The following is a 26,493-nucleotide window of genomic DNA, read 5'->3' as shown; positions in this document are numbered from 1 at the left end:
CGTGAGCTATTTCTTGCGCCAGACGAACAGTCCGGACATCGCGTAGTTCCACACCACGCCCATCAGCGCCCCGGCCGCACCCGCAAGCCACCAGATCGGCTCCTGGTCGTAGACCGAGAAGGCGACGCCGACATTGGCGAGCAGGCCGACGCTGCACACGATGTAGAACGCGATCAGGCCGCGCAGCAGCGCAAAGCCCTTCAGCCGCTGGTCGCGATAGGTGAGGAAGTTGTTGAGGACGAAATTGCTGGTCATCGCGACGATGGCGCCGGAGGCCTGCGCTTCCGCGAACGGCTCCTTGAATAGTTCGAGCGATATGAACAGGGTCGTGAGATGCACCACGAGGCCGATCCCGCCGACCATCGCGAACAGCAGGAAGCGCAACGAGACAGCGTCGTTGGTGAACTTTGCCAGCACCAGGCCGAGAAAATCCAGCGCGACCATAGAATCGAGCTTGCTTTCGCCGTGCTGGCGCTCACCGAATGTGTAGGGAATTTCGATGGCGCGCAAGCTGCCGTTCGCGCTCGCGACGAGGTCGAGCAGGATCTTGAAGCCGTGCACGGAAAGTTTCGGCGCCAGCTGCTCGAAACGGTCGCGGCGAACCATGAAGAAGCCGCTCATGGGATCGGCGATCTCGACCCGCAGCGCTTTCCTGGCGAGTTCCGTTGCCAGCGCGCTGGCGCCGGCGCGCTGCTTGTTGAAGCCTTCGCTCTTGTAGCCCTCGATGTAGCGGCTGCCGACCACGAGCTCGGCCTGCCCGCTCGCGAGCAGCGACAGCATCTTCGGCAGTTGCGTCTCGTCGTGCTGAAGATCGGCGTCGATCACGGCCGCATAGGGCGCGCTGCAGGCCAGGATGCCCTCGATGCAGGCCCCCGACAGGCCGCGGCGGCCGATGCGGCGGACACAGCGCACGCGGCTGTCGCGCTGGGCCAGCGCGCGCACGACGTCCCAAGTGCCATCAGGCGAATTGTCGTCGACGAACACGACTTCCCAGGCGATGCCGGCCAGCGCGGCCTCCAGCCGCCGGTAAAGCACCGCGACATTGTCGCGTTCGTTGAAGGTCGGGACGACGACCGACAATTCCGGCGCCGGCGAAGCCGCCTTTTGGGTGTCGGAGCCCGGTCTGATCGCTTCATTCATGACGGCAGCGTATATCCGCCGCGTCCCGTGCTGCCAAGAACTTGTGCTGCCAAGAACTTGTGCTGCCAAGAACTTGTGCTGCCAAGAACTTGCGCTCGCAAGCCGGGGTTTCTCTGGGGAGCGGCCCAAAAGGGGCCCAAAAATGCCAACGACCCCGGAACGGCGGGCCGCGCGTACATCCGGCGCAGCCTGTGCTATTCCAAGGTCGTTCCAGCGCCGGAGTTTTTCGCTCAACGTCGCCGTTATAAGCTAAATGGGAACGGCAACGCCGCTTTACAAGGGGCGAAACAGGCCCTTTTCACGCCCTTATTGGTTCGGGACTTCCTTGATCACCGGCCCTCGCGGCACGGGCGCGGCAGGGGCCGCCGGCGCCGTAACGGCGGCCGGGTCGACTTTCGCGGGCCTGGGCGGCTTGCCGTATTGGCCGATCGGCCCGAAGACGACGGCCACCGCAAGCACGATCGCCGCGACGATCGCGCCCAAAATGCCCCCCACCGACTCAGACGACATGGAAACTCATCCCTGTTCCAGATGCGCTCAATAATACCATGGATGAGAGCGCCGCCGGAAGGGCTTGCCGGAGGCACCGGTCCATGGGCTATTTCTGCGGCGGCTTGTGCTTGACGAAGGCCGTCACGATGTCCTTTTGCGCCGCCTCCACCGCCCTGTTCGCGGTCGCGAGATGCGCGCCGGCATCAATATCGGGATATTGCGTGGTGAGATAATCGAGCAGTGCCACCCGGTAGTATTGTCGCTCCGACGGACAGGCTCCGGCGACGGAGCGGCCAAAATCCTGTTCCGACAGGCCCTGATTGCCGTCGCGCGAATATTCCCGCGCCAGGCAATGCCAATAATCGTCGCGGCCCTGCATGGCGAGCTTCTGCGCACCCTTGGCATCGTCATCGTCGGCCATAACTGAAGATATCATGGCAGCAGATGTCATCATAACGAGCGCCGCTCCCACCATCAGCATCCGCATCTTGTTCTCCTTTTTTCGCAGATCCCGTCGCGAGCTTAGACGGGACGTCGCAACTGGCCAATCACAACTCGTTTGATTAGGATGGAGGCCCCTCCTCCCGTCATCCGAGATCCTCCCGTGGCCAAAGCAAAAACCGCGTCTAAAAAATCAGGCAACATCTTTATCGGCATCGGCGGCTGGACCTTCGAGCCTTGGCGCGGCGTGTTCTATCCGGAGAAGCTGACGCAAGCCAAGGAGCTGTCCTACGCCGCCTCGAAACTGACCTCGATCGAGATCAACGGCACCTATTACGGCTCGCAGAAACCGGAGAGCTTTCGCAAATGGGCGAGCGAGGTGCCTGATGGTTTCGTGTTCTCGGTCAAGGGGCCGCGCTTCGCCACCAACCGGCGCGTGCTGGCCGAGGCTGGGGATTCCATCAAACGTTTCTATGATTCCGGCGTGCTGGAACTCGGCGATCATCTTGGGCCGGTGCTGTGGCAGTTCGCGCCGACCAAAAAATTCGACGGCGCCGATTTCGGCAAATTCCTCGAGCTGTTGCCGCGCAAGCTCGACGGACGCGCCCTGCGCCACGTCGTCGAGGTCCGTCACGACAGTTTCTGCGCGCCGGACTTCGTCGCGCTGATCCGCGAATTCGAGACGCCCGTCGTCTTCGCCGAGCACGGCAAATATCCCGCGATCGCCGACGTCGCCGGCGATTTCGTCTATGCCCGGCTGCAGAAGGGCAATGACGAGATCAAGACATGCTATCCGCCGAAGCAGCTCGATGCCTGGGCAAAGCGCTTTCAGCACTGGGCCGAGGGAAGTGAACCCGACGACCTGCCGAAGGTCGACAAGGCCAAGCCGAAGAAGGAGCCGCGCGACGTGTTCGCCTATGTCATCCACGAGGGCAAGGTGCGCGCGCCGGCCGGCGCCATGGAGCTGATCGCGCGGGTGAGCTGACGTGTTTCGCTAAAGGTGTCTCATGGCAAAGGCAAAAAAGCTCTTCACCATCGGCTATGAGCAGACGCCGCCCAAGGCAGTGCTCGACGAGCTGGAGCAATCCGGCGTCAAGCTCGTCGTCGACGTGCGCGCGGTGACGTCATCGCGCCGGCCCGGCTTTTCCAAGAGGCAGCTCGCCGCAGGCCTCGATGAACGCGGCATCGCCTATGTCCATCTGGCAGCGCTCGGAACGCCCAAGGAAGGCCGCCTCGCCGCCCGCAGCGGGCAATACGATGTGCTGGAGAAGGTTTTCTCAAAGCACCTGAAGACGCCGGAGGCCAGGGAGCAGATGGACGAGCTCTCGGCGCTGGTGAAGAAAGCAGGTCCCGTCTGTCTGCTTTGCTACGAGCGCGATCACACCCACTGCCACCGCCAGATGATCGCTGAGATCATCGAAGAGCGCGATGGAGTGGCAGTGAAGAATCTGGCGGGACGGCAGGCCTGAACGACTCTCTCCGTCATGGCCGGGAATAGAGAGCTACCCCTCCCCCGCGAGCCGGAACGTGCCTTCCATCATCTGCACACAGCTGCCGCCGACATGAGCGGAGACGATGTTGCCGTCCTGCTTGCGCACGCGCGTCAGCAAGAGGCTCGGCCGCCCCATGTCAAAACCCTGGCCGACCGTGAGCTTCAACTCGCCGTCGCGGACAGGATCGAGATCGGCGAACAGCGCGGCGGCCGCGACCGTTGCGCTGCCGGTGGCGGGGTCTTCGGCGAGGCCGCCGGCGCCGCGCATGAACATCCGCGCCTGCCGCTCGCAAGGCGCCTCCGCCGCGGGCACATCGCGCGTATAGAACCACGCCGCGAACGCGCCGTCGCACGGAAATACCTTGCCGAAGGCCGCCGCGTCGGACCTCGCCCGTTTGAGCGCATCGCGCGAGTGCACCTCAATCACCAGAAACGGCGTTCCAACGCTGACGACCTGTGGAGCGTGACGGTCGACCCTAATGTCGTCTGCACGGAGTGAGATGCAGCTCGCGGCATCAGCGGCAGACAACTGCGACAGGCGGGTCAGAGGCTGCGGCGCGGTGAGCTCGGTGCTGATTACCCGCCCCTGCTCTCGCGAGATATCGACCGGCACCAGCCCCGCCTTCTCCTCGAACCGCAGACGCGGTTTCGGCTCCTTCGCGATCGAGGCCAGCACGAAGGCGGTGCCGACATTGGGATGGCCAGCGAAAGGAAGCTCCCTGACAGGCGTGAAGATGCGCACCTCTGCATCATTCGCCTTGTCACGCGGCGGCAACACGAAGGTCGTCTCGGAATAGTTGAACTCGGTCGCGATCGCCTGCATTTGCGTGGTCGACAACCCGCCGGCATCGAGCACCACGGCGAGCTGGTTGCCGCCGAAGGCGCGGTCGGTGAACACGTCGACGGTGATGTAGCGGCGCTGCATCTTCATTTCCCTTACGCAATCGCAGCCGCAATCGGCCGCGTCGCCGGCACTTTACAAGCCGGCAACATCGTCCGTCATTCCCCAAAATTGAGTGCAATCGGAGCAATCGCGGTGACGCGTTGGAGGCCGAGAAGCGGCTTCCACAATGCAAGCCCCAAAAGCTAGCAGAGATATTTCATCACGCTCCTTCAACGAACCCGACCCGCTTCAGCGAAGCGCGACTCACATTTGAAAGCGCAGGAAGCGGCCCTCACCCCAGTTGAAACACCGCCACCTTCTGTTCGTAACCGCGCACCTCGACCTCCCCAAGCGAGACCGCATCGTCGCAGTCCTTGCCAAGTGCCTCGCGAACGGCCGCCGAGATCAAGAGCTGCGAGCCGAACTCCTTGTTCAGCGCCTCCAGCCGTGAGGCGAAGTTCACGGTGTCTCCGATGACGGTGTATTCCTTGCGCCGGGGCGAGCCGATATTGCCGGCGACGACCTCGCCGAAATGGATACCGATGCCGATCTTGAGCGGCCAGCTCGTCTGCGCGTTGATGCGCTCCATCGCGGTTAGCATCTCGCGGCCCGCGGCGACCGCGCGGTGCGCGGCGTCGGAAGTCTCCAGCGGCGCACCGAACAGGGCGAGAAAGCCGTCGCCCAAAAACTTGTTCACGATGCCACCCTCGCGGTCGAGAATGTCGACCAGAACGGCGAAGGCGCCGTCGAGCCGGTCGACCACCTCCTGCGGGGTTCGCGACTGCGCGCCCGCGGTGAAGCCGCGAAAATCGACGAACATCACGGCAACGCGGCGGAGGTCGCCGGCGGCGCTCGTCCCCGCCGCCATCAGCCGCTCCACCACCTGCGGCGAAACGTGCTGGCCGAACAGGTTGGTCACCCGGTCGCGCGCGGTCGCTGCGGCAATGCTCGCGGCGAACTGGCGGCGGAGCTGCGCACCGACCGCGCCGGCAAGCACGCCGCAGATCAGGATGATGGTGCTTCGTACCGCGTGGAAATAGATCTGCGGCTCGCCGCTCCCGCTGGCGGGATCGAAGATCAGCGCCACAGTGAGCAACTCACCCGCAGCGACGAAGCCGGTGAAGGTGGACAGCCAGAAGTCCAGCCGCAGGGTCGAAAGGATGACGAAAATGAAATAGATCAGCGGCACGACGAAGCCGAGCGCCTGGCTCGCGCCCATGCTGCGAATCTGCAGGATCAGGATGACGGTCGGCAGCGAGGTCTCGATCAGCGCACCGATATAGCGCCGGATCACCGGCAGATCGCGGTCGAGCTTGAGGTTTCGCCTGATCTGGCTGTGGACCCAGACCTCGAACAGGATGAAGCCGGTCAGGAGACCATAGACCTCGGCAAGCCCCTCGGTGCCCCGCCAGACCCGCTGCACCACGGAGGAATCGACAAGATAGATCGCAGTGAGAAACACGACGATGACGCAGCCCGTCGTGATCAGCGCCCTCACCCGCACGAGCTCGGTGCGCAGCACTTCGCGCGTCAGCTCGCGCTCGAAGTCTTCGGAGACCACGGCATGCTGCCGGGCCTTCCTGCTCGCAAAACTGACCATTCCGCCCCCTTGATTCCGGGGCATCTTGCCTCAATCCAGCGTGCGGCGGAAGCGCGTCACGGCGATGGTCATGGCGAGCAGCATCAGGACCGCCAGCGCCAGCGCGTCGAAATGCAAATTTTGCATGCTCGCGCCCTTCAGCATGATGGCGCGGACGATGCGCAAATAATGCGTCAGCGGCAAGCACTCGCCGACATATTGCGCCCAGGCCGGCATCCCGGCAAACGGGAACATGAAGCCGGACAGCAAGATGCTCGGCAGGAAGAACATCATCGACATCTGCATCGCCTGGAGCTGGTTCTGCACCAGCGTCGAGATCGTATACCCGATCGCCAGGTTGGTCGTGATGAACAGCGTCGAGAGCAGCGCCAGCAGGAACAGATTGCCGAGCACCGGCACGCCGAACAGGCCGACCCCGATGCCGATGATGAGGAACGCCTGCACGAACCCGACCAGCACGTAAGGGATGATCTTGCCGAACATCACCTCGACCGGCCTGATCGGCATCGACAGCAGGCTCTCCATCGTGCCGCGCTCGACCTCGCGCGTGACCGAGAGCGCGGTGAAGATCAGCATGGTCATGGTGAGGATGGTGCCGACGAGGCCCGGCACGATGTTGAGGCTCGACGCGGCGGCGGGGTTGTAGCGGGCATGCGCGCGGATCTCGAACGGCATCTCCGGGGGATCTCCGATGTAGAGATCGTGCTTGAGTGCGGTCTGCACGACCATGCCGAGCGAGCCGATCGCCGCGCTCGCCGCCACTGGATCGGTGGCGTCGGCCGCGACCAGCAGCGCCGGCTTATCGCCGCGCCGCACTGCCCGCTCGAAGCCGCGCGGGATCTCGACGCCGAACAGAACCTTGCCGGATTTCAGGAGATTGTCGAAGTCGTCGACGTCGTGCACTTCGTAGAGAAAGCGGAAATAGGCGGTGTTCTCCAGCGCCTTCAGGATCGAGCGGGCGAGATCGGAGTCCTCCTGGAGCAGCACCGCGCTCGGCAGATTGTGCGGCGTGGTGTTGATGGCATAGCCGAACAGGAGCAGCTGCATCACCGGCAGCATCACGATCATTGCAAACGACACCCGGTCGCGCCTGAGCTGGATGAACTCCTTGATCAGCATCGCATAGGAGCGCCTCCAGAAGCCGAATCGCTCCCGGATCGCGTGCTGGGGTTCGGGACGATCGACCGCGCTCATTGGAAATTGTCCTTGGAACGACTCATCAATTCGATGAACACGTCTTCCAGTGAAGGCGATGATTTGTGCCAATGCAGCCCGCTTTTCTCGCGCCACGGCGCGATGCTGGCCTCGAGCGCGGCGACGTCGCGGCCGGAGACGTGCAACGACGTGCCGAACGGCGCCACCATGTCGATTCCAGGCTTGCCGGTGAGCGCAGCGGTGAGCCCGTTCAGGTCCTCGCCCGTCACGGTGTAGGTCGTCAACGCGGATTTCGCGATCACCTCGTCCACGGTGCCGTGCACGAGCAGATGGCCATAGGCGATATAAGCAATCTCGTGACAGCGCTCGGCCTCGTCCATGTAGTGTGTCGAGACCAGCACGGTGAGACCGTCGGCCGCCAGTGCATGAATCTCGTTCCAGAAATCGCGCCGCGCCTTCGGGTCGACGCCGGCGGTCGGCTCGTCCAGCAACAGCAGTTTCGGACTGGGCAATGTGCAGGCGCCCAACGCCAGCCGCTGCTTCCAGCCGCCGGAGAGCTCGCCCGCGAGCTGTTCCTCGCGCCCCGAGAGCCCGATCCGCTTGATCATGTCGCGCGCGGCGCCGCGTGCATCGCGAAGGCCGTATAGGCGCGCGACGAATTCGAGGTTTTCGCGGACAGAGAGATCCTGATAGAGGCTGAAGCGCTGGGTCATGTAACCGACCTGGCGCTTGATCTTTTCGGCATCGCGCCTGATGTCGTAGCCGAGGCAGGTGCCCTCGCCGCTGTCGGGCGTGAGCAGGCCGCACAGGATGCGGATCGTCGTCGTCTTGCCCGAGCCGTTCGGGCCGAGGAAGCCGTAGATCGAACCCCGCTTCACCTGCATCGACAAATCGTGCACGACCTCGCGGCCGCCGAACGACTTGCTCAGGCCCTTGACGTCGATCGCAATGCCATTGCCGCCGTTCATCGCTTGTCCGCCACGGGGGTTTTTGGATTGAGATGGACGTCGATAGGTTGTCCGACACGCAGCGCATCGGGGCGCGACGGCCGCGCCTGGATCAGGTAGACGAGCTTGTTGCGCTCCTCGAGGCTGTAGATGACAGGCGGGGTGTATTCGGCCGAAGTCGCGATGAAGTAGATCTTTGCCGTGAGATCGGCGGCGCAATTGTCGCACGCGATCCGCACCGTATCGCCGATCGCAAGCTTCGGCAGCTCCGTCTCCGGCACGAAGAAGCGCAGCTTCATGTTGCCGGGAGGCATGATCGAGAGCACGGGCCGCTGCGCTGCCACCATCTCGCCCTCGCGAAAATAGATCTGCTGGATGGTACCGGCCACGGGCGCAAAGCCCTTGCGCCGCGCCATCCGCGTCTCCGAGGTCGCCACCCGCGCCTCAGCGACGCGCAAGGCAGAGACGGCCGAGTCGAGATTGGCCTGCGTGCCCGAGCCGGTCTTGCTCAGCGAGGCCGCGCGGTCATAGGTCTGCTGCGCGTTGGCAAGCGTCGCCTTGTTCTGGTTGAGATCGGCAAGCTGGAGATCGTCGTCGACGGAATAGAGGTGATCTCCGACCTTGACCTCGTCGCCCTCGCGCATGTTCAGCTTCGTCACGCGGCCCGCCTCGTCCGGGCTGACGAAGATCATGTCGGCCTCGACCCAGCCCTGGAAGCCGGGCTCACGCTTGTCCTTGCAGCCAGCAAGCCCGGTTGCGAGGACCGCGACTGATGCGAATATAAAAATTGCTCGCAACGACCTCATGCCGTGCTCCGTTCGCCAAAAATCAAATCGAGATGGACGCGCAGCATGTGCTGCGCGTCGAGCGGCGCGTGCCGCGCAAACAGGCTCTGCCAGATCACCGCGATCATCGCGGGTGCGACCAGGATCTGCGGGTAATGCGCCAGGTTCTTCTGGCGGATCTCGCCGCGGGCAATGCCGAGCTCGATCAGGGCGCGCATGGCGGCCATCCCGCGCGAGACGACCTCGCGATAGTAGAAATCGGCCACGGACGGAAAGCGCGGTCCCTCGGCCACGATCAGGCGCACGAGATCACCGCGTCTGGTGCCGATCACCTCCTTGAGGAAGTTGCTGGCAAACGTCTCGACGAGATCACGCACCGAGCCCGCCGGCGGTGGCAATGCCGTCAACCGCGTCACCACAGGGACGATCACGGTCCGCACCAGCTCCTCGAACATGGATTCCTTGTCCTTGAAGTGCAGGTAGATGGTGCCCTTGGCGACACCCGCGCGCTTCGCGATATCGTCGAGCCGCGTCGCGGCAAAGCCGCGCGCGATGAATTCCTCCATCGCGGCCTCCACGATCGCGGCACGCCGTTCCGCCGCGCGCGTGGCGCGGCTCGACGCGGGTGCCGCGTCGTTGCGAGCGCGTGCAGAGGCCTTTGCGCTGGCGCGATCTGTGGACGGAGCGGCGGGTTTGGTCGGCTTCTTGGTCATCCTGATTACATGACTGACCGGTCAGTCATAATCAAGACAGGATTACAGACCCAACCAGGCCAATAAATTAGCCTTTACTAATTCATTAGTGGGTACTAATCTAATTCTCATGATCGAAGCCGCCCCAAATCCCGTCACCACCGTGATGCGCGCCCTCGCCGATCCGACCCGGCGCGCGGTGTTCGAGCGCGTCTTCGAGAGCAAGGAGATCAGCGTCGCCGAGCTCACGCGCGGAAGCGGCGTGACGCAAGGCGCGATCTCGCAACACTTGAAGTCCCTGAAGCAGGCCGGCCTCGTCGCCGAGCGTGCCGAGGGCCGCAACGTCTATTACCGTGCCGCGCCGCAAGGCCTCGAACCGCTGGTCTCCTGGATGGACCATTACGGCGTGTTCTGGCGCGAGCGCTTCCAGAACCTGCGTGACCTCTTGAAGGAGATCGATCCGTGAGTGCTCTTGAATTGAAAGCCGAGACAAAAGACATCGTCCTCGACGAGGTGCTCCCTCACGCGCCGGAGACGATCTGGAAGGCGCTGACCAGCGCCCAGCTCATCGCGCGCTGGCTGATGCCGCCGACCGGTTTCGAGGCCGTCGAAGGCAACACTTTCACCTACCAGACCACGCCGGGCGGCGCCTGGGATGGCGTCATCCATTGTCGCGTCCTTGAAGTCATGCCGAACCGGCGCCTCGTCTACGCCTGGAAGGGCGGCGATGAGCGCAACACCGGCTACGGCGCGCCGCTCGACACTGTCGTGACGTGGTCCCTCACCCCGGTCGAGGCCGGCACGCGGATCCGTCTGGTTCATGCGGGCTTCGTCATCCCCAGGAACGAGTCGGCCTACACGGGCATGAGCGGCGGCTGGAAGAAGGTCGTTCGCCAGCTCGACGAGATCAGCGGCGAAGACAAGTAAGGAGTTATCGCATGACCAAGCCCTTTACCGGCGGCTGCGCCTGCGGCGCGATCCGCTATTCGATCGCGAGTGAGCCCCTGTTCAGCAATCACTGCCAATGCCGGGACTGCCAGCGCGAAAGCGGCAGCGGCCACGGCTCCTACGTAACCTTCGCGCGCGCCGGCGTCACGCTTACCGGCGAGGCGAAGCATTGGACCATGGTCGCCAACAGCGGCAACGTGAAGACGCGCGGTTTCTGCACGCAGTGCGGCGTGCCTGTGTACATGACCTTCGCGGCACAGCCCGACGTCTTTACGATCCGCGCCGCAAGCCTCGACGAGCCCGCCCGCTACAAGCCGCAGGCGGTCACTTTTGCCGCGCGCGGACATGACTGGGATCGTCTTGACCCGGACCTGCCGAAATTCGCTGGCATGCCGCCGGGGTAAGGCATCGCAAGTGGAAGCGCGCGCAAGACCGCGCGCATTCACGTCAACTATGAAACTTCAGCCCATCAACGATCTTGTCGATCACCTTGCGCTCGGCGCGCATCGCAAGTCCAACGAGGTTGAGGTCAGGGCGCGCCACTGCCCTCACCGCCTCGCGATTGGCGGCATCATGCGTGGTCTTGAACATGTCCTCGGTGTAGACCGCCGGCTTGACGCTGCGCGTCAGGGCCCGATCGAGCGCGCGCGTCAATGCGGGACCGTCGGCGCCATAGATCAGGATCGGCTGTCCGATCAGCGCGTGATATTTCGTGCCCGACGCGTCCTCATAGGGCTCGCCGATGCAGTCGGGAAACGCAGCCGCGATGCCGCTGGTCAGGAACGAGGCAACGTTGAGCTTCTGCCAGGGCTGAAGATCAGTGCGGATCACAACCGCGATTTTAGTGTCGAATTGCATTGAATTCCCCAACTGTCATTCCGGACTCGATGCTACGCAACATCGGAATGACGGCAACAGGAATCAACCCTTTGCGTCGCAGGCCCAGGCGCGGATCACGCATTCCTTGCCGCCATATTTGTAACATTCGCGCGTCGCGGCATTGAGCGTGGCCGAGATCTTCGGCTTGACGGCATAGCCATAGGCGCCGCAGGGATTGGACAGATCGACCGACATCGCGGCGCAAGCGCGCTTCATGGTCACGGTCGTGCAATCGCCCTTGCACTGCTTCTGCGCCGCCGCACGCGCTTCGTGCTCGGCGCCATAATCAAACGCTTGGCCATAGGCGCCGCACTTGCCGACCGCAAATGCACCGGCGGCGTGCGCATCGGTGATATGGCGAGCGCCCGCGACGCAGACGGACAGCGCAAAGAAAAACATCGCGCAACGGCGCGCGACGACGTTCGAAGCCATGGAAAAACCCCTCCCCCCAAGGCAGGTGAAGTGGACTGTAAGCGCCGGTCGTTTCCAGATGGTGAACGGGGCGTTGAAATTGAGGCGTGCCACCAATTTCAGATCGCAGTCTGGGGAATGGTGGGCATGGCGCTACGCGCCTTTGCCCACCATACCGCAGCGTCACCCGCGTCTTGCCGCTTCCAACGCCTGCGGCGTGTCGATGTCGAGGAAGGCGCTCTCGCCGTCGACCGGCACTTCGGCGACCGCCTCGGTGTGCTTGGCGATCAGATGGCGCGCGCCGACATCGCCATCGAGCGTCATCAACTCCGTGAAGAAGCGGCGCGACCACAGCACGGGATTGCCGCGGCGGCCTTCGCTGACGGGCACGACGATGAGATTGCCGCGGTCCGGTGCGAACGCGTCGATGAGACGGTCGATCAGGCCGGCATCGATCAGCGGCATGTCGCCGAGGCAGACCACAGCGCCGTCGCAAGCTTCTGGAACGGCCGCGATACCGGCCTTGACCGAGCTTGCGATGCCGCCGGCAAAATCCGGATTTTTGACGAAACGCACCTTCAGGCCTTGCAAGGCTTGCTCGATCAGCTCGGTCTGATGGCCGGTGACCACGATGACCTCCGATGCTTTCGAGGCCAGCGCCTGCTCGGTCGCAATCCGCACCAGCTTCTTGCCGTCGAGCTCGGCCAGTAGCTTGTTCGGCCCACCCATCCGGGTCGAACGGCCCGCCGCGAGCACGATAACCGCGACCTGGTTGTTGCCCTCGATCTCCGGTTTTGCGCGCGGCTGCGGACGCGTGACGATCTCCATCAGGAGGCCGCCGACGCCCATGCCCATCAGCTCGGACCGTGTCACCTTGATGCCAGCCAGCAGCCGCATCAGCACCCAGTCAAAGCCGTTCTCGACCGGCGAGCGCGCGCAGCCGGGCGCTCCCAGCACAGGAACGGTGCCGGCCCGGGCAATCAGCAAAAGATTGCCGGGATCGACCGGCATGCCGAAATGCTCGATCTCGCCGCCGATGGCGGTCACGGCCGCAGGGATCACGTCGCGGCGATCGGCGATCGCGGATGCCCCGAACACGATCACGAGCTCGGCGCCAAGTTCCAGCAGTTCGTTGATCGCAGCCGACAGCGCCTGCTCCTCATGGGGGACCCGCCGCTCGGCGATGATGCCAGCGCCGGCTGGCGCAAGCCGCTCGGCGGTGACGCGCAACGTCTTGTCGATCACCTTGGAGGACAGGCCCGGCAACAGCGTCGAGACCACGCCGACACGCTTGATGACGTAAGGCGCGATCTTCAGAACGTCGCGACCCGCGGCCTTCACCGCGGCATCGCGCAAGTTTCCTTCGACGCCGAACGGGATGATCTTGACGGTGCCGACCATCTCGCCCTCGACTACCGGCTTGAAGGCGGAGAGCGTGGCAAAGGTAATGGCCTCGTCGATATTGTTGATGCGGTCCACTGCGGCGCGATCGATCACCAGCACGCCCGGGCGCGCGGCGAACAGATTGGCGCGACCGGTAAAGGCACGCTCGACATGAATGCCATCGCCACCGACGGCAAGTGCGATGCTGGCGGCAGCGATATCCTCGGAGACATCGCCCGCCTCCATCCGCACCACCACAATGTCCTTGATGCCGGCGCGCTCCAGCGCCTCGACCTCGGCAGGGCCGATCGTCGTGCCCTTCTTCAGCACCAGCGGTCCCTGGCGCAGGGTGTGGACGGTCACCCCGCCGATCGCATCCCTGGGACTCGCCGGGCCAAATTTCATGCGGGTTCTTCTTTTTCTTTGGGCGGCAGGCGAAGCACCGCCGTGATCTCGGCCATGATCGACACCGCGATCTCGGACGGCGAGACCGCGCCGATCGCAAGCCCGATGGGCGCATGGATGCGCGCGATGTCGCTGTCCTTGGCGCCCTGCGCCCGCAGCCGGTCGCCGCGCTTGGCGTGCGTCTTCCGCGAGCCGAGTGCGCCGATATAGAAGCAGTTGCGCTCGAAGGCGTGCAGCAGCGCGGGATCGTCGATCTTTGGATCGTGCGTCACCGCGACGAAAGCGGTGTAGGCATCGACGTTGAGTGGCGGCAGCGCCGTGTCAGGCCATTCCGCGACCAAGGGAACGTCGGGGAAGCGCTCGGGGCTCGCAAAGGCCGTGCGCGGATCAACCACGGTGACGTCGTAGCCGAGCGAGCGCGCCAGCGGCGCCAGCGCCTGACTGATATGGACAGCGCCGACGATGACGAGCTTTGCGGTCGGCGCATAGACGTTGAGGAAGAGCTTCTTGCCGCCGGCCTCCACACTGGCGCTCTTGCCCATGCGGAGCTGCTTGTCCAGCTCGGCGCGGAAAGGATCCTTACTGAAGTCCTCGGCCTTCACCAGGCGCTGCTCACCACTCTCGGTGTCCGTCACCAGAATCACCGGGCGGCGCGCGGCGCGCTCGGCATTGAGTTCGTGCAGGATTGCGAGCTTCACGGCTAGCCGACCTTCTCGACGAAGACGCGGATGGTGCCGCCGCAGGACAGCCCGACATTCCAGGCAGTCTCGTCGGCAACGCCAAACTCCAGCATCCTGGGCTTGCCGCTCTGGATCACATCCATGGCCTCGGTGACCACGGCGCCCTCGACGCAACCGCCGGAAACGGACCCCAGGAACGTGCCCTCGTCATTGATGACGAGGCTCGAGCCCGCCGGGCGCGGTGCCGAGCCCCAGGTCTCCACCACGGTGGCGAGCGCGACGCCACGGCCGGCCTTCTGCCAGTCCTCCGCCGCCTTCAGAATATCCTCGTCGCGATCGAGCATGGCTACCTCTCAGGCTGCGGAGCGGATCAAGCTGCGGTGATGCGGCGGCAGCGGCCGGGAGAGCGTGGTGATCAGCTCCTGGATCGAGCTCAAATTATGTACGGGGCGGAATTCGTCAACGTGCGGCAGCATCATTTTGATGCCCTGGGCCTTGGCCTCGAAGCCACCAAACCGCAGCAGCGGGTTGAGCCAGATCAGCCGCCGGCAGGAACGGTGCAGCCGGTCCATCTCGAAGGCGAGCTTGGAATCGGCCTCCCGCTCCAGGCCGTCGGAGATCAGCAGCACGATGGCGCCCTGGCTCAGCACGCGCCGCGCCCACAATTTGTTGAAATTGTGCAGGGAGGCCGAGATCCGCGTGCCGCCGGCCCAGTCCTCGACCGAGGCCGAGCAGCTCGCCAGCGCCTCGTCGGGGTCGCGCTGGCGCAGCGCCCGGGTCACGTTGGTGAGGCGAGTGCCGAACAGGAAGACCGAGACACGTTTTCGCGCGTCCCCTATGGCATGCAGGAAATGCAGGAACAGGCGGGTGTACTCGCTCATCGAACCCGAGATGTCGAGCAGCGCGACGATCGGCGCCGGTTTCTCGATCCGCCCGAGGCGATGGATGTCGATGATGTCGCCGCCCGTGCGTAACGAGGCGCGCAGCGTTCGGCGGAGATCGAGGCGCAGGCCCCGGGGATCGGGCCGGTGCCGGCGCGTCAGAAGCTCGGCCTGCGGCAACCGCATCCGCTCGACGGCGCGGAGCGCTTCGTTGATCTCGGCGGCGCTCATCTGCGCAAAATCCTTTTTCTGAAGGATTTCCTTGTCCGAGACCGACAGACGCAAATCCTGCTCCTGGTGCTGCGGCGTCTCCGTCATGCGCGGCTGCGACATCGCCTCCTGCACACGGCGCGAGCCGGCCTGCGGCTTCTTCTTGGCCTGCTCCGGCAACGGCACCGAATCCAGCATGTGCTTCCACTCTTCCGACGCGCGGAAGAACAGGTTGAAAGCCTGTTTGAAGATCAGCGCATGCTCGTGGCGCTTGACGAAGATCGCCTCCAACGTGGTGAAGACGTCGGCGCGGTTGCCGATGTCGATCACCTGGAGCGCGCTCATGGCATCGATGACCGCACCCGGCCCGACCGGCATGCCCGCCAAACGCAGCGCGCGGGCAAAGCCGACGATGTTGTCGGCGAACTGCTCGGTCTGCTCAGGCGCAAGGTGGTTGATGGCCATGGTTCATCACTCTCAGCCGTCATTCCGGGGCGCGCCCTCATGGGCGCGAGTCGGGAATCCATTCAATCTACTCACTCTGCGGCCCAATGGATTTCGGGTTCGCGCTTCGCGCGCCCCGGAATGACAAGTTAGTCGCTCGTCGCGTCCTTCAGTACCTTCTGCAAGGTGTCGCCCTGCATCCGCGTGATGTCGTCCTGGTATTTGAGCAGCGCGCCCAGCGTGTCGCCGACCACTTGCGGGGTCAGCGAGCGGGCGTCGAGCTCCGACAGCGCGGTGGCCCAATCGATGGTCTCGGCGACGCCCGGCGACTTGTAGAAATCCTGATTGCGCAGTGCCTGGACGAAGCGCACGACCTGCTGCGACAATTTTGCGGAGATGCCGGGCACGCGCGACTTGACGATCGCGAGCTCGCGGTCGGCGTCGGGATAATCGACCCAGTGGTAGAGACAACGCCGCTTCAGCGCGTCGTGGATCTCGCGGGTGCGGTTGGAGGTGATGATGACGATCGGCGGGCTCGGCGCCTTCACGGTGCCGAATTCGGGGATCGTCACCTGGAAGTCGCTGAGGATTTCGAGCAGATAGGCCTCGAACGCCTCGTCGGCGCGGTCGAGCTCGTCGATCAGCAGCACCGGCGGCCCGGCGACGTCAGGCTCGAGCGCCTGGAGCAGCGGTCGCTTGATCATGTAGCGATCGGCGAAAATGTCGGACGACAATTGATCGCGATCGGTATCTCCGGCGGCCTCGGCCATCCGGATCGCGATCATCTGCGCGGCGCTATTCCACTCGTAGACCGCCGAGGAGACGTCGAGGCCTTCGTAACACTGCAGGCGGATCAGCTTCCGCCCCAGGGCCGCCGACAGCACTTTTGCGATCTCGGTCTTGCCGACGCCGGCCTCGCCTTCCAGAAACAGCGGCCGGCCCATGCGCAGCGACAGATAGGTCACCGTGGCCAGCGATCGCTCGGCGAGATAGCCGCGCGACGTCAGGAGTTCGAGCATCGAATCGACCGATGCCGGCAATACAACTGAAGTATTGGCACCGGACGTATTGGCCGCTGAGGTCATGAAAAAGCCAGTCTCGCTACGCCCTCACCGGGGACAAGTTTGGGCCGAGGCGTGAGGATCACTCACTCCTTGGCGTTGGCGGCGTCGAGGGCACGCCGCGTCAGCACGCCGATGAGGTGCGCGCGGTATTCGGCGCTGCCATGGATGTCGCTGTTGAGGCCGTCCGCCGGCACCTCGATGCCGTCAAGCGCTTTCGCGGCGAAGCGCTTCTTCAGGGCTTCCTCGAACGCGGTGACACGGAATACGCCTTCGGAGCCGGCGCCGGTGACCGCGACCCGCACGTCGGAGGGACGCCGCGCCACGAACACGCCGACCAGCGCGTAACGCGAGGCCTGGTTGCGGAATTTGATATAGGCCGCCTTCTTCGGCAGCGGGAACATCACCTTGGTGATGATCTCGTCGGCTTCGAGCGCCGTCGTGAACAGGCCCTGGAAAAACTCTTCCGCCTTAAGGCGGCGCTTGTTCGTGACGATGGTGGCGCCGAGCGCGAGCACTGCAGCCGGATAGTCCGCCGTGGGGTCGTTGTTGGCGAGTGAGCCGCCGATCGTGCCCTTGTGGCGCACGGCGGGATCGCCGATCTGGCTGGCAAGATTCGCGAGCGCCGGGATCGCCTCGCCGACGATGGCCGAGCTTGCGACCTCGGCATGCCTGGCGGTGGCGCCGATCACAAGCGCGCGGCCCTTCATCTCGATCGTGTTGAGCCCATCGATATGGGAGAGGTCGACCAGATGCGGCGGGCTGGCGAGGCGCTGCTTCATGACGGGAATCAGCGTATGGCCGCCGGCGATCACCTTGGCGTCTTCGTTCTTGACCAGGATGTTGGCGGCCTGCCGAACGGTCCCGGGGCGATGATATTTGAAGTCGTACATCTGAATGTCCTGATCGCAGAGTGCGCGCGAGGTTTACGCGAGATCGGATTTCGCCATCGCCTTGGCGCCGGCGGAGATCGAGGTGACGATGTTCTGGTAGCCGGTGCACCGGCAGAGATTGCCTTCCAGCTCCTCGCGGATGGTGTGGTCGTCGAGCTCGTTGCCCTTCCGATGGACGATGTCGATCGCGGTCATGATCATGCCGGGCGTGCAGAAGCCGCACTGCAGGCCATGGTGTTCGCGGAAGGCCTCCTGCATCGGATGCAGCGGCGCGCCGTCGGCGGCCAACCCCTCGATCGTCTTGACCTCGTGGCCGTCGGCCATCACGGCGAGCGTGGTGCAGGACTTCACGGCCTTGCCGTCCAGATGCACGACGCAGGCGCCGCACTGCGAGGTGTCGCAGCCGACATGGGTGCCGGTGAGCCGCAGATTCTCGCGCAGGAACTGCACCAGCAGGGTGCGGGGATCGACATTGGCCGTAACAGGATTGCCGTTCACGATGAGGGAGATTTTTGCCATAAGCACTCTCTATCAGCGCCCCGACGGGTCCCGTCGAAGCGGTTCTTATAATTATTCCAACCCATCATATGGGCCATTATGCCCCGGGGCAACATCACCGGGAATGCAAGGCGCCATGCCGAAAGGCGATAGCGTTCAGCCCTGTACCGCCTTGGCGAAGTTCGCGAAAAATTCGTCGGCCAGTTTCTTGGCGGCGCCGTTGATCAGGCGCTGGCCGAGCTGCGCCAACTTGCCGCCGATCTGTGCCTCGACCTCGTAGGACAAAAGCGTGCCGCCGTCCTTCTCCGCAAGCTTGACCACGGCGCCACCCTTGGCGAAGCCGGCCACCCCGCCCTCGCCTTCGCCGGAGATCTTGTAGCCGTTCGGCGGGTCGAGATCGGACAGCGTGACCTTGCCCTTGAAGCGCGCCGACACCGGACCGACCTTCATTTTCGCCGTCGCACGAAAGCCGCCATCGTCGGTCTTCTCCAGCTCCTCGCAGCCGGGGATGCAGGCCTTCAGCACCTCGGCATCGTTGAGCTTGGCCCACACGGCCTCGCGCGGCGCCGCAAGCTGGACTTCGCCGTTCATCGTCATGGCCATTGGGTGCCTCCCGGATACCGAACTTGGATCGTGCAACTTTAATGCTGCTCAAGTACCGCACGGAGGCGGCAAAAGAAAGGGTGGCCTCCGGTCACGGGCAATGCATATTCGCAACTGCAAAAAGCTTGCGCCGCCGGTTTGGGATTGGCACAGGCGGGCCATGGTGGTTAGGTCCGCATAATATGAGCACATCCCTCTCCCCCCTGCTCGCGCCGATGCTGTCGAGCGTGGCCATGCGCGCGGTCTGCGACGACCGGTCGACCCTCCAGAACATGCTCGATTTCGAGGCAGCCCTGGCCCGAGCCGAGGCCGCCACCGGTGTGATTCCCGCGTCCGCGGTGGGCCCGATCGAAGCCGCATGCAAGGCCGATACCTTTGACATGGCTGCGCTGGCCGAGGCCGCGACGCGATCCGGCAATCTCGCGATCCCCCTGGTCAAGACGCTGACCGCCAATGTCGGCAGGGCCGACGCAGAGGCCGCCCGCTACGTGCATTGGGGCGCGACCAGCCAGGACGTCATCGACACCGCGACCATGCTCACGCTTCGCGCCGGCATCGATGCGTTGGACGCCGATCTCAGCCGCGCCATCAAGGGCTTTGCCGCACTGGCGCGCACTCATCGCAACACGGCGATGGTGGCGCGGACCTGGCTCCAGCACGCGCTGCCGATGCCGTTCGGCCTGAAGGCTGCCGAATACGCCGCAAGCCTCGCCCGCGCCCGCTGCCGCTTGAGGCGGCTCTCCCGCGAGGGCCTCGCACTGCAATTCGGCGGCGCGGCCGGCACGCTTGCAGCACTCGGCGACAAGGGGCTCGTGGTCTCCGAACAGCTGGCGCGGGAGCTGAACCTGCTGCTGCCCGAAGCGCCCTGGCACACCCATCGCGACCGCATCGCGGAAGCCGCATCGAGCTTTGCGATTCTCGCCGGCAGCTGCGGCAAGATCGCGCGCGACGTCTCGCTGCTGATGCAGACCGATGTCGGCGAAGCGTTCGAGCCTGCCGGCGAAGGCCGCGGCGGCTCCTCGACCATGCCGCACAAGCGGAACCCGGTCGCGGCCGCAAGTGCGCTGGGCTGCGCGACCATGGCGCCTCAGCTCGCAGCGACGATTTTTGCCGCACAGGTGCAGGACCACGAACGCAGCGCCGGTCCCTGGCACGCGGAATGGCCGACGCTGCCGCAATTAATGCTGGTCACCTCCGGCGCGCTTGCCGCCATCGTCGACATCGCCGAGGGTCTCGATGTCGATGCCGCGCGCATGCGCAGCAATCTCGATGCGACGCACGGGCTGATCATGGCGGAAGCGGTCACCTTTGCGCTGGCCGACAAGATCGGCAAGAGCGATGCGCATCATCTGATCGAGGCCGCGAGCAAGCGCGCGGTCGCCGAGAAGAAGCATCTGCGCGAGGTGCTCGCAGCCGATTCGCAGGTCACTGCGTATCTTTCGCAGGAAAAAATTGCGGCGTTGTTCGAGCCGATGGCCTATCAAGGCGCTTCCCAAGCCCTGATCGACCGCCTGCTCGACAGCCTCGAACGCGAATAGAGCAGCCTTGAGCGGACATAAAACGGAGACGCCAGCATGCCCATGATCGATGCCGACGGTTGCCTGATCAACGTCTCCGTCGAGGGCCGCGACGGCGGGCCGACGCTGATGCTGTCGAACTCGCTCGGCTGCACGCTGCAGATGTGGGAGCCGCAGATGAAGGCGCTGACGCAGATATTCCGCGTCATCCGCTACGACCGCCGCGGCCACGGCAAGTCCAACGTTCCGCCCGGCCCCTATACGATGGAGCGCTTCGGCCGCGACGTGCTCGCGATCCTCGACGACCTCAATATCGAGAAAGTGCACTGGTGCGGCCTGTCGATGGGCGGCATGGTCGGGCAATGGCTGGGCGCGAACGCGCCGGAGCGCTTCGGCAAGCTCATCCTCGCCAACACCTCCTGCTACTATGCCGAGCCGACCAAATGGCTCGAGCGCATCGATGCCGTGAAGAAGGGCGGCATCGCCGCCGTCGCCGATGCCGTTATTGCCGGCTGGCTCACCCAGGATTTCCGCGAGCGCGCACCCGACATCAGCGCCAGGATGAAGACGATGCTGCTGGCCTCGCCGGTCGAAGGCTATCTCGCCTGCTGCGAAGCGCTGTCGACGCTCGACCAGCGCGCGCTGCTGCCGAAGATCAAAAGCCCGACGCTGGTGATCGCCGGCCGCCACGACATGGCGACGCCGATTTCGGCGGGTGAATTGATCCGCTCAAACATTCCCGGCGCAAGCATGACCATCATCGACGCCGCCCATATTTCCAATGTCGAGCAGCCGCACGCGTTCACCGACGCAGTGGTGGGCTTCTTGACGCAGCGTTAGTCGCAACCGTCATTGCGAGCGCAGCGAAGCAATCCAGAAAATGCCTCCGCGGTGACAGACTGGCAATGACGAAGGAGGAGAACAGCATGGACGACCAGAAACGCCGCGATGCCGGCATGAACGTGCGCCGAAAAGTGCTGGGCAATGCCTGGGTCGACAAGTCGATCGCGGGCCGCAATGCATTCAACACCGATTTCCAGGACATGATCACACGCTACGCCTGGGGCGAGATCTGGACGCGGCCGCATTTCGACGAGCGCACGCGGCGGGTGCTGGTGATCGGCACCATGGTTGCGCTCGGCCAATGGGACGAATTCCGCCTGCATGTGCGCGCAGCCCTCGCCGAGGGCGGATTCACGCCCGACGACATCAAGGAAATCCTGCTGCAGCAGGCGATTTATTGCGGCGTGCCGGCGGCGAACCACGCCGTCAAGGAAGCCTCAGCGATTGTGCAGGAGCTCGGCCTGCTCAAGACCTAGCGGCGGGGTGGCCTCGACGGTCCTCTGAACGATCTTGGGCGCCGCCGCGGGCCGTTCGATCACCACCACGATGGCGGCACCGAGCAGGAGCAGGAGCTCGGTGGCGTGCAGCCGCAGCGCGGCCATCTCGCCGACCTTCGAGGCCATGATCATGCTCGCAAACGAGATCAGGCTGCCGATCGCAAGCGCAATGCCGAGCGCTTCGTCGCTGCCGCCGTTCTTGCGGATGCGGGGGATGCAGAGCAGCGCAAGGTAGATCGCAAGGAACGCCACCACCGTCAGTCGCCCCAGTGCCAGCAGCCAGGCGGCGCGCACCGTGTCCATCCCCGCCATCTGGAGATGGTCGCTGAGGAAAAGCGCCACTGCGACGCTCGGCCGCTCATAGAGGCCGTGCACCGGCGCCACCATGATGTTGAAGGCAACGAGGGTCCAGGCCGGGATGAAATAGGCCGCCAGAAGTGCGCCGTTGACCGAACCGATCCGCCAGTTTCCGAACATGCCGCTTCCCGCTTCGTTTGGCCCGCGCCTTCGATGGAAGGCTTTGCCGGGAGCTAACTCGCATCAGACTGTGGCGGCAATTTAAACCCTTTGTTTACCTTAACTGCCTCCCGCCAGGCATCCAATTAGGCGCCGGCGGCGCCGGTTCCGGCCATTGCGGGGAACCGGAGCGCCCCAAATGATCTCTGTAAAAGCCTTGATGCGGAGGCAGGGCCGGTTGCAGCCGCCAGTTCCCTCCTGTTACAAAACGAGAATGCTTAAGGGCTGCCGGGGCCCGAGAAGAAACCAGCACTCTCTCTCGAAGAGCTCCCTTTGAGCCGCGTCAGATTTGGGTACGGCAGCCTATGGATTATTTCGCCCAGCAGCTCATCAACGGCCTCGTGCTCGGCTCGATCTACGGGCTGATCGCGATCGGCTACACGATGGTCTACGGCATCGTCGGCATGATCAACTTCGCCCATGGCGATGTCTTCATGATCGGCGGCTTCATCGCGCTGATCACCTTCCTTCTCCTGGTCTCGACCGGCCTGACTGCGGTCCCGGTGATCCTTTTGATCGTGATCCTGGTCTCGATGGCGGTCACCGCCCTGTATGGCTGGACCATCGAGCGCATCGCCTACCGTCCGCTGCGCCACTCCTTCCGCCTGGCGCCGATGCTGTCGGCGATCGGCATGTCGTTCGTGCTGACCAACTATTCGCAGGTGGCGCAAGGCGCACGGGTGAAGCCAGTGCCGCCAGTGATCACCGGCGGATATACGCTGCACGAGAGCGCCGATGGATTCGTCATCCAGCTCTCCAACATCCAGATCGTGGTGGTCATCACCACCATCGTGCTGCTGGCGATCTTCACCTGGCTGGTGTCGCGCACCCGGCTCGGGCGCGACATGCGCGCCTGCGAGCAGGACCAGACCATGGCGGCGCTGCTGGGCGTCAACGTCGACCGCACCATCTCCATGACCTTCGTGATCGGCGCTGCGCTCGCCGCGGTGGCCGGCCTGATGTACCTGCTCTATTACGGCCTGGTCGATTTCTTCATGGGCTTCGTCGCCGGCATCAAGGCGTTTACCGCGGCCGTACTCGGCGGCATCGGCTCGCTGCCCGGCGCCATGCTCGGGGGGCTCGCGATCGGGCTGATCGAGACGTTCTGGTCGGCCTATTTCTCGGTCGAGTACAAGGACGTCGCCGCGTTCTCGATCCTGATCGTCGTGCTGATCTTCATGCCGACCGGCCTGCTCGGCCGCCCCGAAGTCGAAAAAGTCTGACGGTCGCGCGCGTGAAAACTCCTTCGAGCAATACGGCCAAAGCTGCATCGGGCATCCCCGCTCTCCTGAAGACCGCCTGCGTCAACGCACTGATCGCGCTGGTGCTGTTCTCGCTGATGGTCGGCGTCCGCACCGAAGCCGGTTCCGACGGCCAGCTCACCTATTGGACGCGCTTCGGCGAGGTCGCCTCCCTCGTCGCCGCGGTATTCGGCGGCTCGATCGTGCTCGAGCTGCTCAAGCAATGGATCGGTCCGACCGGCGCTGAGAAGCTGGTGCCGCCCGCGGTGCAGAGCGGAATGTCGTTCCTCGGCCGCTATCTCGCACCGGCGCTCCTGATCTTCACGCTGCTGGTGCCCGTGATCTTCTATGACCAGCGGTACATCCTCGACCTCGCAATCCTCGTGCTCACCTATGTCATGCTGGGTTGGGGATTGAATGTCGTGGTTGGCCTCGCCGGCCTGCTCGATCTCGGCTACGTCGCCTTCTATGCGGTGGGCGCCTATTCCTACGCGCTGCTTGCGACCAATTTCGGCTGGTCATTCTGGATCTGCCTGCCGCTCGCCGGCGTCCTCGCCGCATTCTGGGGCGTGCTGCTCGGCTTTCCCGTGCTGCGCCTCCGCGGCGACTACCTCGCCATCGTGACGCTCGCCTTCGGCGAGATCATCCGCCTCGTCATCATCAATTGGCAGGATCTGACCGGCGGCCCCAACGGCGTCTCCAGCATTCCCCGCCCCTCCTTCTTCGGCATCCCGCTCGACAACAGCGACAACGGGCTCGCCGCCCGGCTCGGCATCGAATATTCGCCGACCCACCGCATCGTCTTCCTGTTCTACCTGATCCTGGCGCTCGCGCTGCTCACCAACTGGGTGACGATCCGGCTGCGCCGCCTGCCGATCGGCCGCGCCTGGGAAGCTTTGCGCGAGGATGAAGTCGCCTGCCGCGCGCTCGGTATCAACACCACGACGACCAAGCTCACGGCATTCGCGACCGGTGCGATGTTCGGCGGCTTTGCCGGCGCGTTCTTCGCGACTCGCCAGGGCTTCATCAGCCCGGAATCCTTCACCTTCCAGGAATCGGCGCTGGTGCTCGCCATCGTCGTGCTCGGCGGCATGGGCTCGCAGCTTGGGGTTGCGCTCTCCGCGCTCGCCATGATCGGCGGTTTCGAGCTGTTCCGCAGCCTCGAGAGCTATCGCATGCTGGTGTTCGGCATGGCCATGGTGCTGATCATGATCTGGCGGCCGCGCGGCCTGATCGGCCATCGCGCGCCGACCGTGTATCTGACCAAGGCCCACGCGATCTCATCCGACCTCGTCAAGGAGGGACACGGATGAGCCGCGACCAGATTCTCGAGGTCGACCGGCTCACCATGCGCTTCGGCGGCATCGTCGCGGTGCAGGACCTGTCGTTTGCTGCCGAGCGGAACAAGATCACCGCGCTGATCGGACCCAACGGCGCCGGTAAGACGACGGTGTTCAACTGCATCACCGGGTTCTACAAGCCGAGCGGCGGCGCCATCCGCCTCAGCCATGACGACGGCAAGGTGATCGCGCTGGAGCGGCTGAACGATTTCCGCATCGCCAAGCAGGCCAAGGTCGCCCGCACCTTCCAGAACATCCGCCTGTTCCCCGGCATGACCGCGCTGGAAAACCTGATGGTGGCGCAGCACAACGCGCTGATGCGCGCCTCCGGCTTCACCTTGCTCGGGCTCATTGGCGCGCCTGTCTACCGCGAGGCCGAGAAGCGCGCGATCGATCTCGCCACCGATTGGCTCAAGCGGGTCAATTTGCTCGATCGCGCCGACGATGCCGCCGGTAATTTTGCCTATGGCGACCAGCGACGGCTCGAGATCGCACGTGCGATGTGCACCGAGCCCGCGCTCTTGTGCCTGGACGAACCCGCAGCCGGCCTCAACGCGCGCGAGAGTGCCGCCCTGAGCGAGCTGCTGCTGTCGATCCGCAACGAGCTCGGCACCTCGATCCTGCTGATCGAGCACGACATGTCTGTGGTGATGGAGATCTCCGACCACATCGTGGTGATGGACCACGGCGTGAAGATCTCTGAAGGCTCCCCGCGCGAGGTTCGCGACGATCCAAAGGTGATCGCCGCCTATCTCGGCACCGATGAGGAAGAGGCGGCGGCCGTGATGGAGAGCGGGTCGTGACGTCACCCACTGCCTTGCTCGCGATCCGCGGCCTTCGCGCCGCCTACGGCAAGATCGAGGCGCTGAAGGGCGTCGACCTCGAAATCACTGCCGGCGAGATCGTGGCGCTGATCGGCGCCAACGGTGCCGGCAAGTCGACGCTGATGATGACGATCTTCGGCAAGCCGCGCGCCCGCGCCGGCCAGATCCTGTACGAAGGCCGTGACATCACCGAAGTGCCCACCCACGAGATCGCGCATTTGCGCATCGCGCAATCGCCGGAAGGCCGCCGCATCTTCCCGCGCATGAGCGTGGCGGAAAATCTCCAGATGGGGGCGGACGCCACCGAGTGCGCTGACGCCGAACGCGAGGCGACGCTACAACGCGTGTTCACGCTGTTCCCGCGGCTGAAGGAACGCTACGCCCAGCGTGGCGGAACCCTGTCCGGCGGCGAGCAGCAGATGCTGGCCATCGGCCGCGCCTTGATGAGCCGTCCTCGCCTGCTCCTGCTCGACGAGCCCTCGCTCGGTCTGGCGCCGCTGATCGCGCGCCAGATTTTCGATGCGATCCGCACTCTGAACCGGCAAGACGGCCTCACCGTGCTGATCGTCGAGCAAAACGCCAACCATGCGCTCAAGCTCGCCCATCGCGGCTATGTCATGGTCAATGGCCTGATCACGCTGGCCGGGACCGGCGCCGAGTTGTTGCAGCGCCCCGAGATTCGCGCCGCCTACCTGGAAGGCGGCCGGCACGGTTGAGGCCGCCCAGGGCGAACCCGCGCTGCCGAATGTGGCGAGATATCTCTGCCCATGCCCGTATTTTGCCGGTGACTTC

At 64.5% G+C, this 26,493-nt stretch carries 32 protein-coding genes; 12 read left to right on the top strand and 20 right to left on the bottom strand.

Features of this window, described 5'->3' with window-relative positions:
* Positions 1-6: 6 nt before the first annotated feature.
* The 3 genes from IVB41_RS29150 to IVB41_RS29140 form a co-directional block, all read right to left on the bottom strand.
* Positions 7-1,140, bottom strand: a complete 1,134-nt coding sequence (locus IVB41_RS29150; protein ID WP_027567728.1) for a glycosyltransferase family 2 protein — start codon at positions 1,138-1,140, stop codon at positions 7-9.
* 306 nt (positions 1,141-1,446) lie between these two features.
* Positions 1,447-1,650: a hypothetical protein gene (locus IVB41_RS29145; RefSeq protein ID WP_027518781.1), complete on the bottom strand. Its 204-nt coding sequence runs from the start codon at positions 1,648-1,650 to the stop codon at positions 1,447-1,449.
* Positions 1,651-1,738: 88 nt separating this feature from the next.
* Positions 1,739-2,119: a hypothetical protein gene (locus IVB41_RS29140; RefSeq protein ID WP_106944528.1), complete on the bottom strand. Its 381-nt coding sequence runs from the start codon at positions 2,117-2,119 to the stop codon at positions 1,739-1,741.
* Between the two features lie 117 nt (positions 2,120-2,236).
* On the opposite strand from IVB41_RS29140, the gene IVB41_RS29135 reads away from it, so the two are divergent.
* Together IVB41_RS29135 and IVB41_RS29130 are read left to right on the top strand one after the other, a co-directional pair.
* Positions 2,237-3,058: a DUF72 domain-containing protein gene (locus tag IVB41_RS29135; protein WP_247287208.1), complete on the top strand. Its 822-nt coding sequence runs from the start codon at positions 2,237-2,239 to the stop codon at positions 3,056-3,058.
* Between the two features lie 22 nt (positions 3,059-3,080).
* On the top strand, positions 3,081-3,542 hold the full coding sequence (locus IVB41_RS29130) for a DUF488 family protein (protein WP_247362341.1): 462 nt from the start codon (positions 3,081-3,083) through the stop codon (positions 3,540-3,542).
* A gap of 33 nt (positions 3,543-3,575) precedes the next feature.
* Here IVB41_RS29130 and IVB41_RS29125 read toward each other — a convergent pair whose 3' ends face one another.
* The 6 genes from IVB41_RS29125 to IVB41_RS29100 form a co-directional block, all read right to left on the bottom strand.
* Entirely contained in the window at positions 3,576-4,490 is a 915-nt protein-coding gene (locus IVB41_RS29125) for a PhzF family phenazine biosynthesis protein (protein ID WP_247437559.1), read from the bottom strand.
* 250 nt (positions 4,491-4,740) lie between these two features.
* Entirely contained in the window at positions 4,741-6,048 is a 1,308-nt protein-coding gene (locus IVB41_RS29120; protein WP_247287212.1) for an adenylate/guanylate cyclase domain-containing protein, read from the bottom strand.
* A gap of 30 nt (positions 6,049-6,078) precedes the next feature.
* Positions 6,079-7,242: an ABC transporter permease gene (locus IVB41_RS29115; protein WP_247362348.1), complete on the bottom strand. Its 1,164-nt coding sequence runs from the start codon at positions 7,240-7,242 to the stop codon at positions 6,079-6,081.
* Positions 7,239-8,171 (bottom strand): ABC transporter ATP-binding protein, encoded by a 933-nt coding sequence (locus tag IVB41_RS29110; RefSeq protein ID WP_247362350.1) that lies wholly within the window; start codon positions 8,169-8,171, stop codon positions 7,239-7,241. Before IVB41_RS29110 ends, IVB41_RS29115 begins: the two co-directional genes overlap by 4 nt.
* Positions 8,168-8,956: an HlyD family secretion protein gene (locus IVB41_RS29105; protein WP_247437544.1), complete on the bottom strand. Its 789-nt coding sequence runs from the start codon at positions 8,954-8,956 to the stop codon at positions 8,168-8,170. The genes IVB41_RS29110 and IVB41_RS29105 overlap by 4 nt, the downstream gene beginning before the upstream one ends.
* Complete coding sequence (locus tag IVB41_RS29100) at positions 8,953-9,648, bottom strand: TetR/AcrR family transcriptional regulator (protein ID WP_247437542.1); 696 nt, start codon at positions 9,646-9,648, stop codon at positions 8,953-8,955. The genes IVB41_RS29105 and IVB41_RS29100 overlap by 4 nt, the downstream gene beginning before the upstream one ends.
* Before the next feature lie 109 nt (positions 9,649-9,757).
* Here IVB41_RS29100 and IVB41_RS29095 point away from each other — a divergent pair, with 109 nt between their 5' ends.
* Genes IVB41_RS29095 through IVB41_RS29085 form a run of 3 tightly spaced genes read left to right on the top strand, consistent with a single transcriptional unit; the run spans position 9,758 to position 10,979 of the window.
* Entirely contained in the window at positions 9,758-10,093 is a 336-nt protein-coding gene (locus IVB41_RS29095; protein ID WP_007611986.1) for a helix-turn-helix transcriptional regulator, read from the top strand.
* Complete coding sequence (locus tag IVB41_RS29090) at positions 10,090-10,554, top strand: SRPBCC domain-containing protein (RefSeq protein ID WP_247437540.1); 465 nt, start codon at positions 10,090-10,092, stop codon at positions 10,552-10,554. Before IVB41_RS29095 ends, IVB41_RS29090 begins: the two co-directional genes overlap by 4 nt.
* Positions 10,555-10,565: 11 nt before the next feature.
* Positions 10,566-10,979, top strand: a complete 414-nt coding sequence (locus IVB41_RS29085) for a GFA family protein (protein WP_247437537.1) — start codon at positions 10,566-10,568, stop codon at positions 10,977-10,979.
* 43 nt (positions 10,980-11,022) lie between these two features.
* On the opposite strand, the gene IVB41_RS29080 is transcribed toward IVB41_RS29085, so the two are convergent.
* The 10 genes from IVB41_RS29080 to IVB41_RS29035 form a co-directional block, all read right to left on the bottom strand.
* Positions 11,023-11,433 carry a DUF2000 family protein gene (locus tag IVB41_RS29080; protein WP_247362359.1) on the bottom strand — a complete coding sequence of 137 codons (411 nt, stop codon included), beginning with the start codon at positions 11,431-11,433 and terminating at the stop codon, positions 11,023-11,025.
* 63 nt (positions 11,434-11,496) lie between these two features.
* Positions 11,497-11,886 (bottom strand): DUF4189 domain-containing protein, encoded by a 390-nt coding sequence (locus IVB41_RS29075; RefSeq protein WP_007611990.1) that lies wholly within the window; start codon positions 11,884-11,886, stop codon positions 11,497-11,499.
* 162 nt (positions 11,887-12,048) lie between these two features.
* Positions 12,049-13,653, bottom strand: a complete 1,605-nt coding sequence (locus IVB41_RS29070) for an NTP transferase domain-containing protein (protein ID WP_247437535.1) — start codon at positions 13,651-13,653, stop codon at positions 12,049-12,051.
* Positions 13,650-14,351: an XdhC family protein gene (locus IVB41_RS29065; protein WP_247437533.1), complete on the bottom strand. Its 702-nt coding sequence runs from the start codon at positions 14,349-14,351 to the stop codon at positions 13,650-13,652. The genes IVB41_RS29070 and IVB41_RS29065 overlap by 4 nt, the downstream gene beginning before the upstream one ends.
* Positions 14,352-14,353: 2 nt before the next feature.
* Positions 14,354-14,677, bottom strand: coding sequence for an XdhC family protein (locus IVB41_RS29060; RefSeq protein ID WP_007602422.1), 324 nt, complete (start codon positions 14,675-14,677; stop codon positions 14,354-14,356).
* Positions 14,678-14,686: 9 nt separating this feature from the next.
* Positions 14,687-15,889: a VWA domain-containing protein gene (locus IVB41_RS29055; protein ID WP_247437531.1), complete on the bottom strand. Its 1,203-nt coding sequence runs from the start codon at positions 15,887-15,889 to the stop codon at positions 14,687-14,689.
* Positions 15,890-16,017: 128 nt separating this feature from the next.
* Positions 16,018-16,953 carry a MoxR family ATPase gene (locus tag IVB41_RS29050; protein WP_247287225.1) on the bottom strand — a complete coding sequence of 312 codons (936 nt, stop codon included), beginning with the start codon at positions 16,951-16,953 and terminating at the stop codon, positions 16,018-16,020.
* A gap of 62 nt (positions 16,954-17,015) precedes the next feature.
* Positions 17,016-17,822, bottom strand: coding sequence for a xanthine dehydrogenase family protein subunit M (locus IVB41_RS29045; protein WP_027567711.1), 807 nt, complete (start codon positions 17,820-17,822; stop codon positions 17,016-17,018).
* A gap of 33 nt (positions 17,823-17,855) precedes the next feature.
* Positions 17,856-18,341: a (2Fe-2S)-binding protein gene (locus tag IVB41_RS29040; protein ID WP_007602418.1), complete on the bottom strand. Its 486-nt coding sequence runs from the start codon at positions 18,339-18,341 to the stop codon at positions 17,856-17,858.
* A gap of 135 nt (positions 18,342-18,476) precedes the next feature.
* Complete coding sequence (locus IVB41_RS29035) at positions 18,477-18,923, bottom strand: carbon monoxide dehydrogenase subunit G (RefSeq protein ID WP_018455582.1); 447 nt, start codon at positions 18,921-18,923, stop codon at positions 18,477-18,479.
* A gap of 182 nt (positions 18,924-19,105) precedes the next feature.
* Between IVB41_RS29035 and IVB41_RS29030 the strand changes: the two genes are divergently transcribed.
* The 3 genes from IVB41_RS29030 (at position 19,106) to IVB41_RS29020 (ending at position 21,759) form a co-directional block, all read left to right on the top strand.
* Positions 19,106-20,461: a 3-carboxy-cis,cis-muconate cycloisomerase gene (locus tag IVB41_RS29030; RefSeq protein ID WP_247437529.1), complete on the top strand. Its 1,356-nt coding sequence runs from the start codon at positions 19,106-19,108 to the stop codon at positions 20,459-20,461.
* A 36-nt stretch (positions 20,462-20,497) separates the two neighbouring features.
* Positions 20,498-21,280: a 3-oxoadipate enol-lactonase gene (pcaD, locus tag IVB41_RS29025; RefSeq protein WP_027567708.1), complete on the top strand. Its 783-nt coding sequence runs from the start codon at positions 20,498-20,500 to the stop codon at positions 21,278-21,280.
* Between the two features lie 86 nt (positions 21,281-21,366).
* On the top strand, positions 21,367-21,759 hold the full coding sequence (locus IVB41_RS29020) for a carboxymuconolactone decarboxylase family protein (protein ID WP_027567707.1): 393 nt from the start codon (positions 21,367-21,369) through the stop codon (positions 21,757-21,759).
* Here IVB41_RS29020 and IVB41_RS29015 read toward each other — a convergent pair.
* Positions 21,721-22,257, bottom strand: a complete 537-nt coding sequence (locus IVB41_RS29015) for a hypothetical protein (protein ID WP_247437527.1) — start codon at positions 22,255-22,257, stop codon at positions 21,721-21,723. The genes IVB41_RS29020 and IVB41_RS29015 overlap by 39 nt on opposite strands.
* Before the next feature lie 344 nt (positions 22,258-22,601).
* Here IVB41_RS29015 and IVB41_RS29010 point away from each other — a divergent pair, with 344 nt between their 5' ends.
* Genes IVB41_RS29010 through IVB41_RS28995 form a run of 4 tightly spaced genes read left to right on the top strand, consistent with a single transcriptional unit; the run spans position 22,602 to position 26,417 of the window.
* Entirely contained in the window at positions 22,602-23,519 is a 918-nt protein-coding gene (locus tag IVB41_RS29010) for an ABC transporter permease subunit (RefSeq protein WP_007602412.1), read from the top strand.
* 11 nt (positions 23,520-23,530) lie between these two features.
* Complete coding sequence (gene livM, locus IVB41_RS29005; RefSeq protein ID WP_027567705.1) at positions 23,531-24,850, top strand: high-affinity branched-chain amino acid ABC transporter permease LivM; 1,320 nt, start codon at positions 23,531-23,533, stop codon at positions 24,848-24,850.
* Positions 24,847-25,680 (top strand): ABC transporter ATP-binding protein, encoded by an 834-nt coding sequence (locus IVB41_RS29000; RefSeq protein ID WP_247287232.1) that lies wholly within the window; start codon positions 24,847-24,849, stop codon positions 25,678-25,680. Before livM ends, IVB41_RS29000 begins: the two co-directional genes overlap by 4 nt.
* Positions 25,677-26,417: an ABC transporter ATP-binding protein gene (locus tag IVB41_RS28995; RefSeq protein ID WP_247437525.1), complete on the top strand. Its 741-nt coding sequence runs from the start codon at positions 25,677-25,679 to the stop codon at positions 26,415-26,417. Before IVB41_RS29000 ends, IVB41_RS28995 begins: the two co-directional genes overlap by 4 nt.
* The last annotated feature ends 76 nt before the right edge of the window (positions 26,418-26,493 follow it).

The organism is Bradyrhizobium sp. 44 (genome assembly GCF_023073095.1).
Lineage (GTDB): Bacteria > Pseudomonadota > Alphaproteobacteria > Rhizobiales > Xanthobacteraceae > Bradyrhizobium.
Note: the sequence above shows the minus strand (reverse complement) of the source record. Positions and strands in the feature narration are given on the sequence as shown.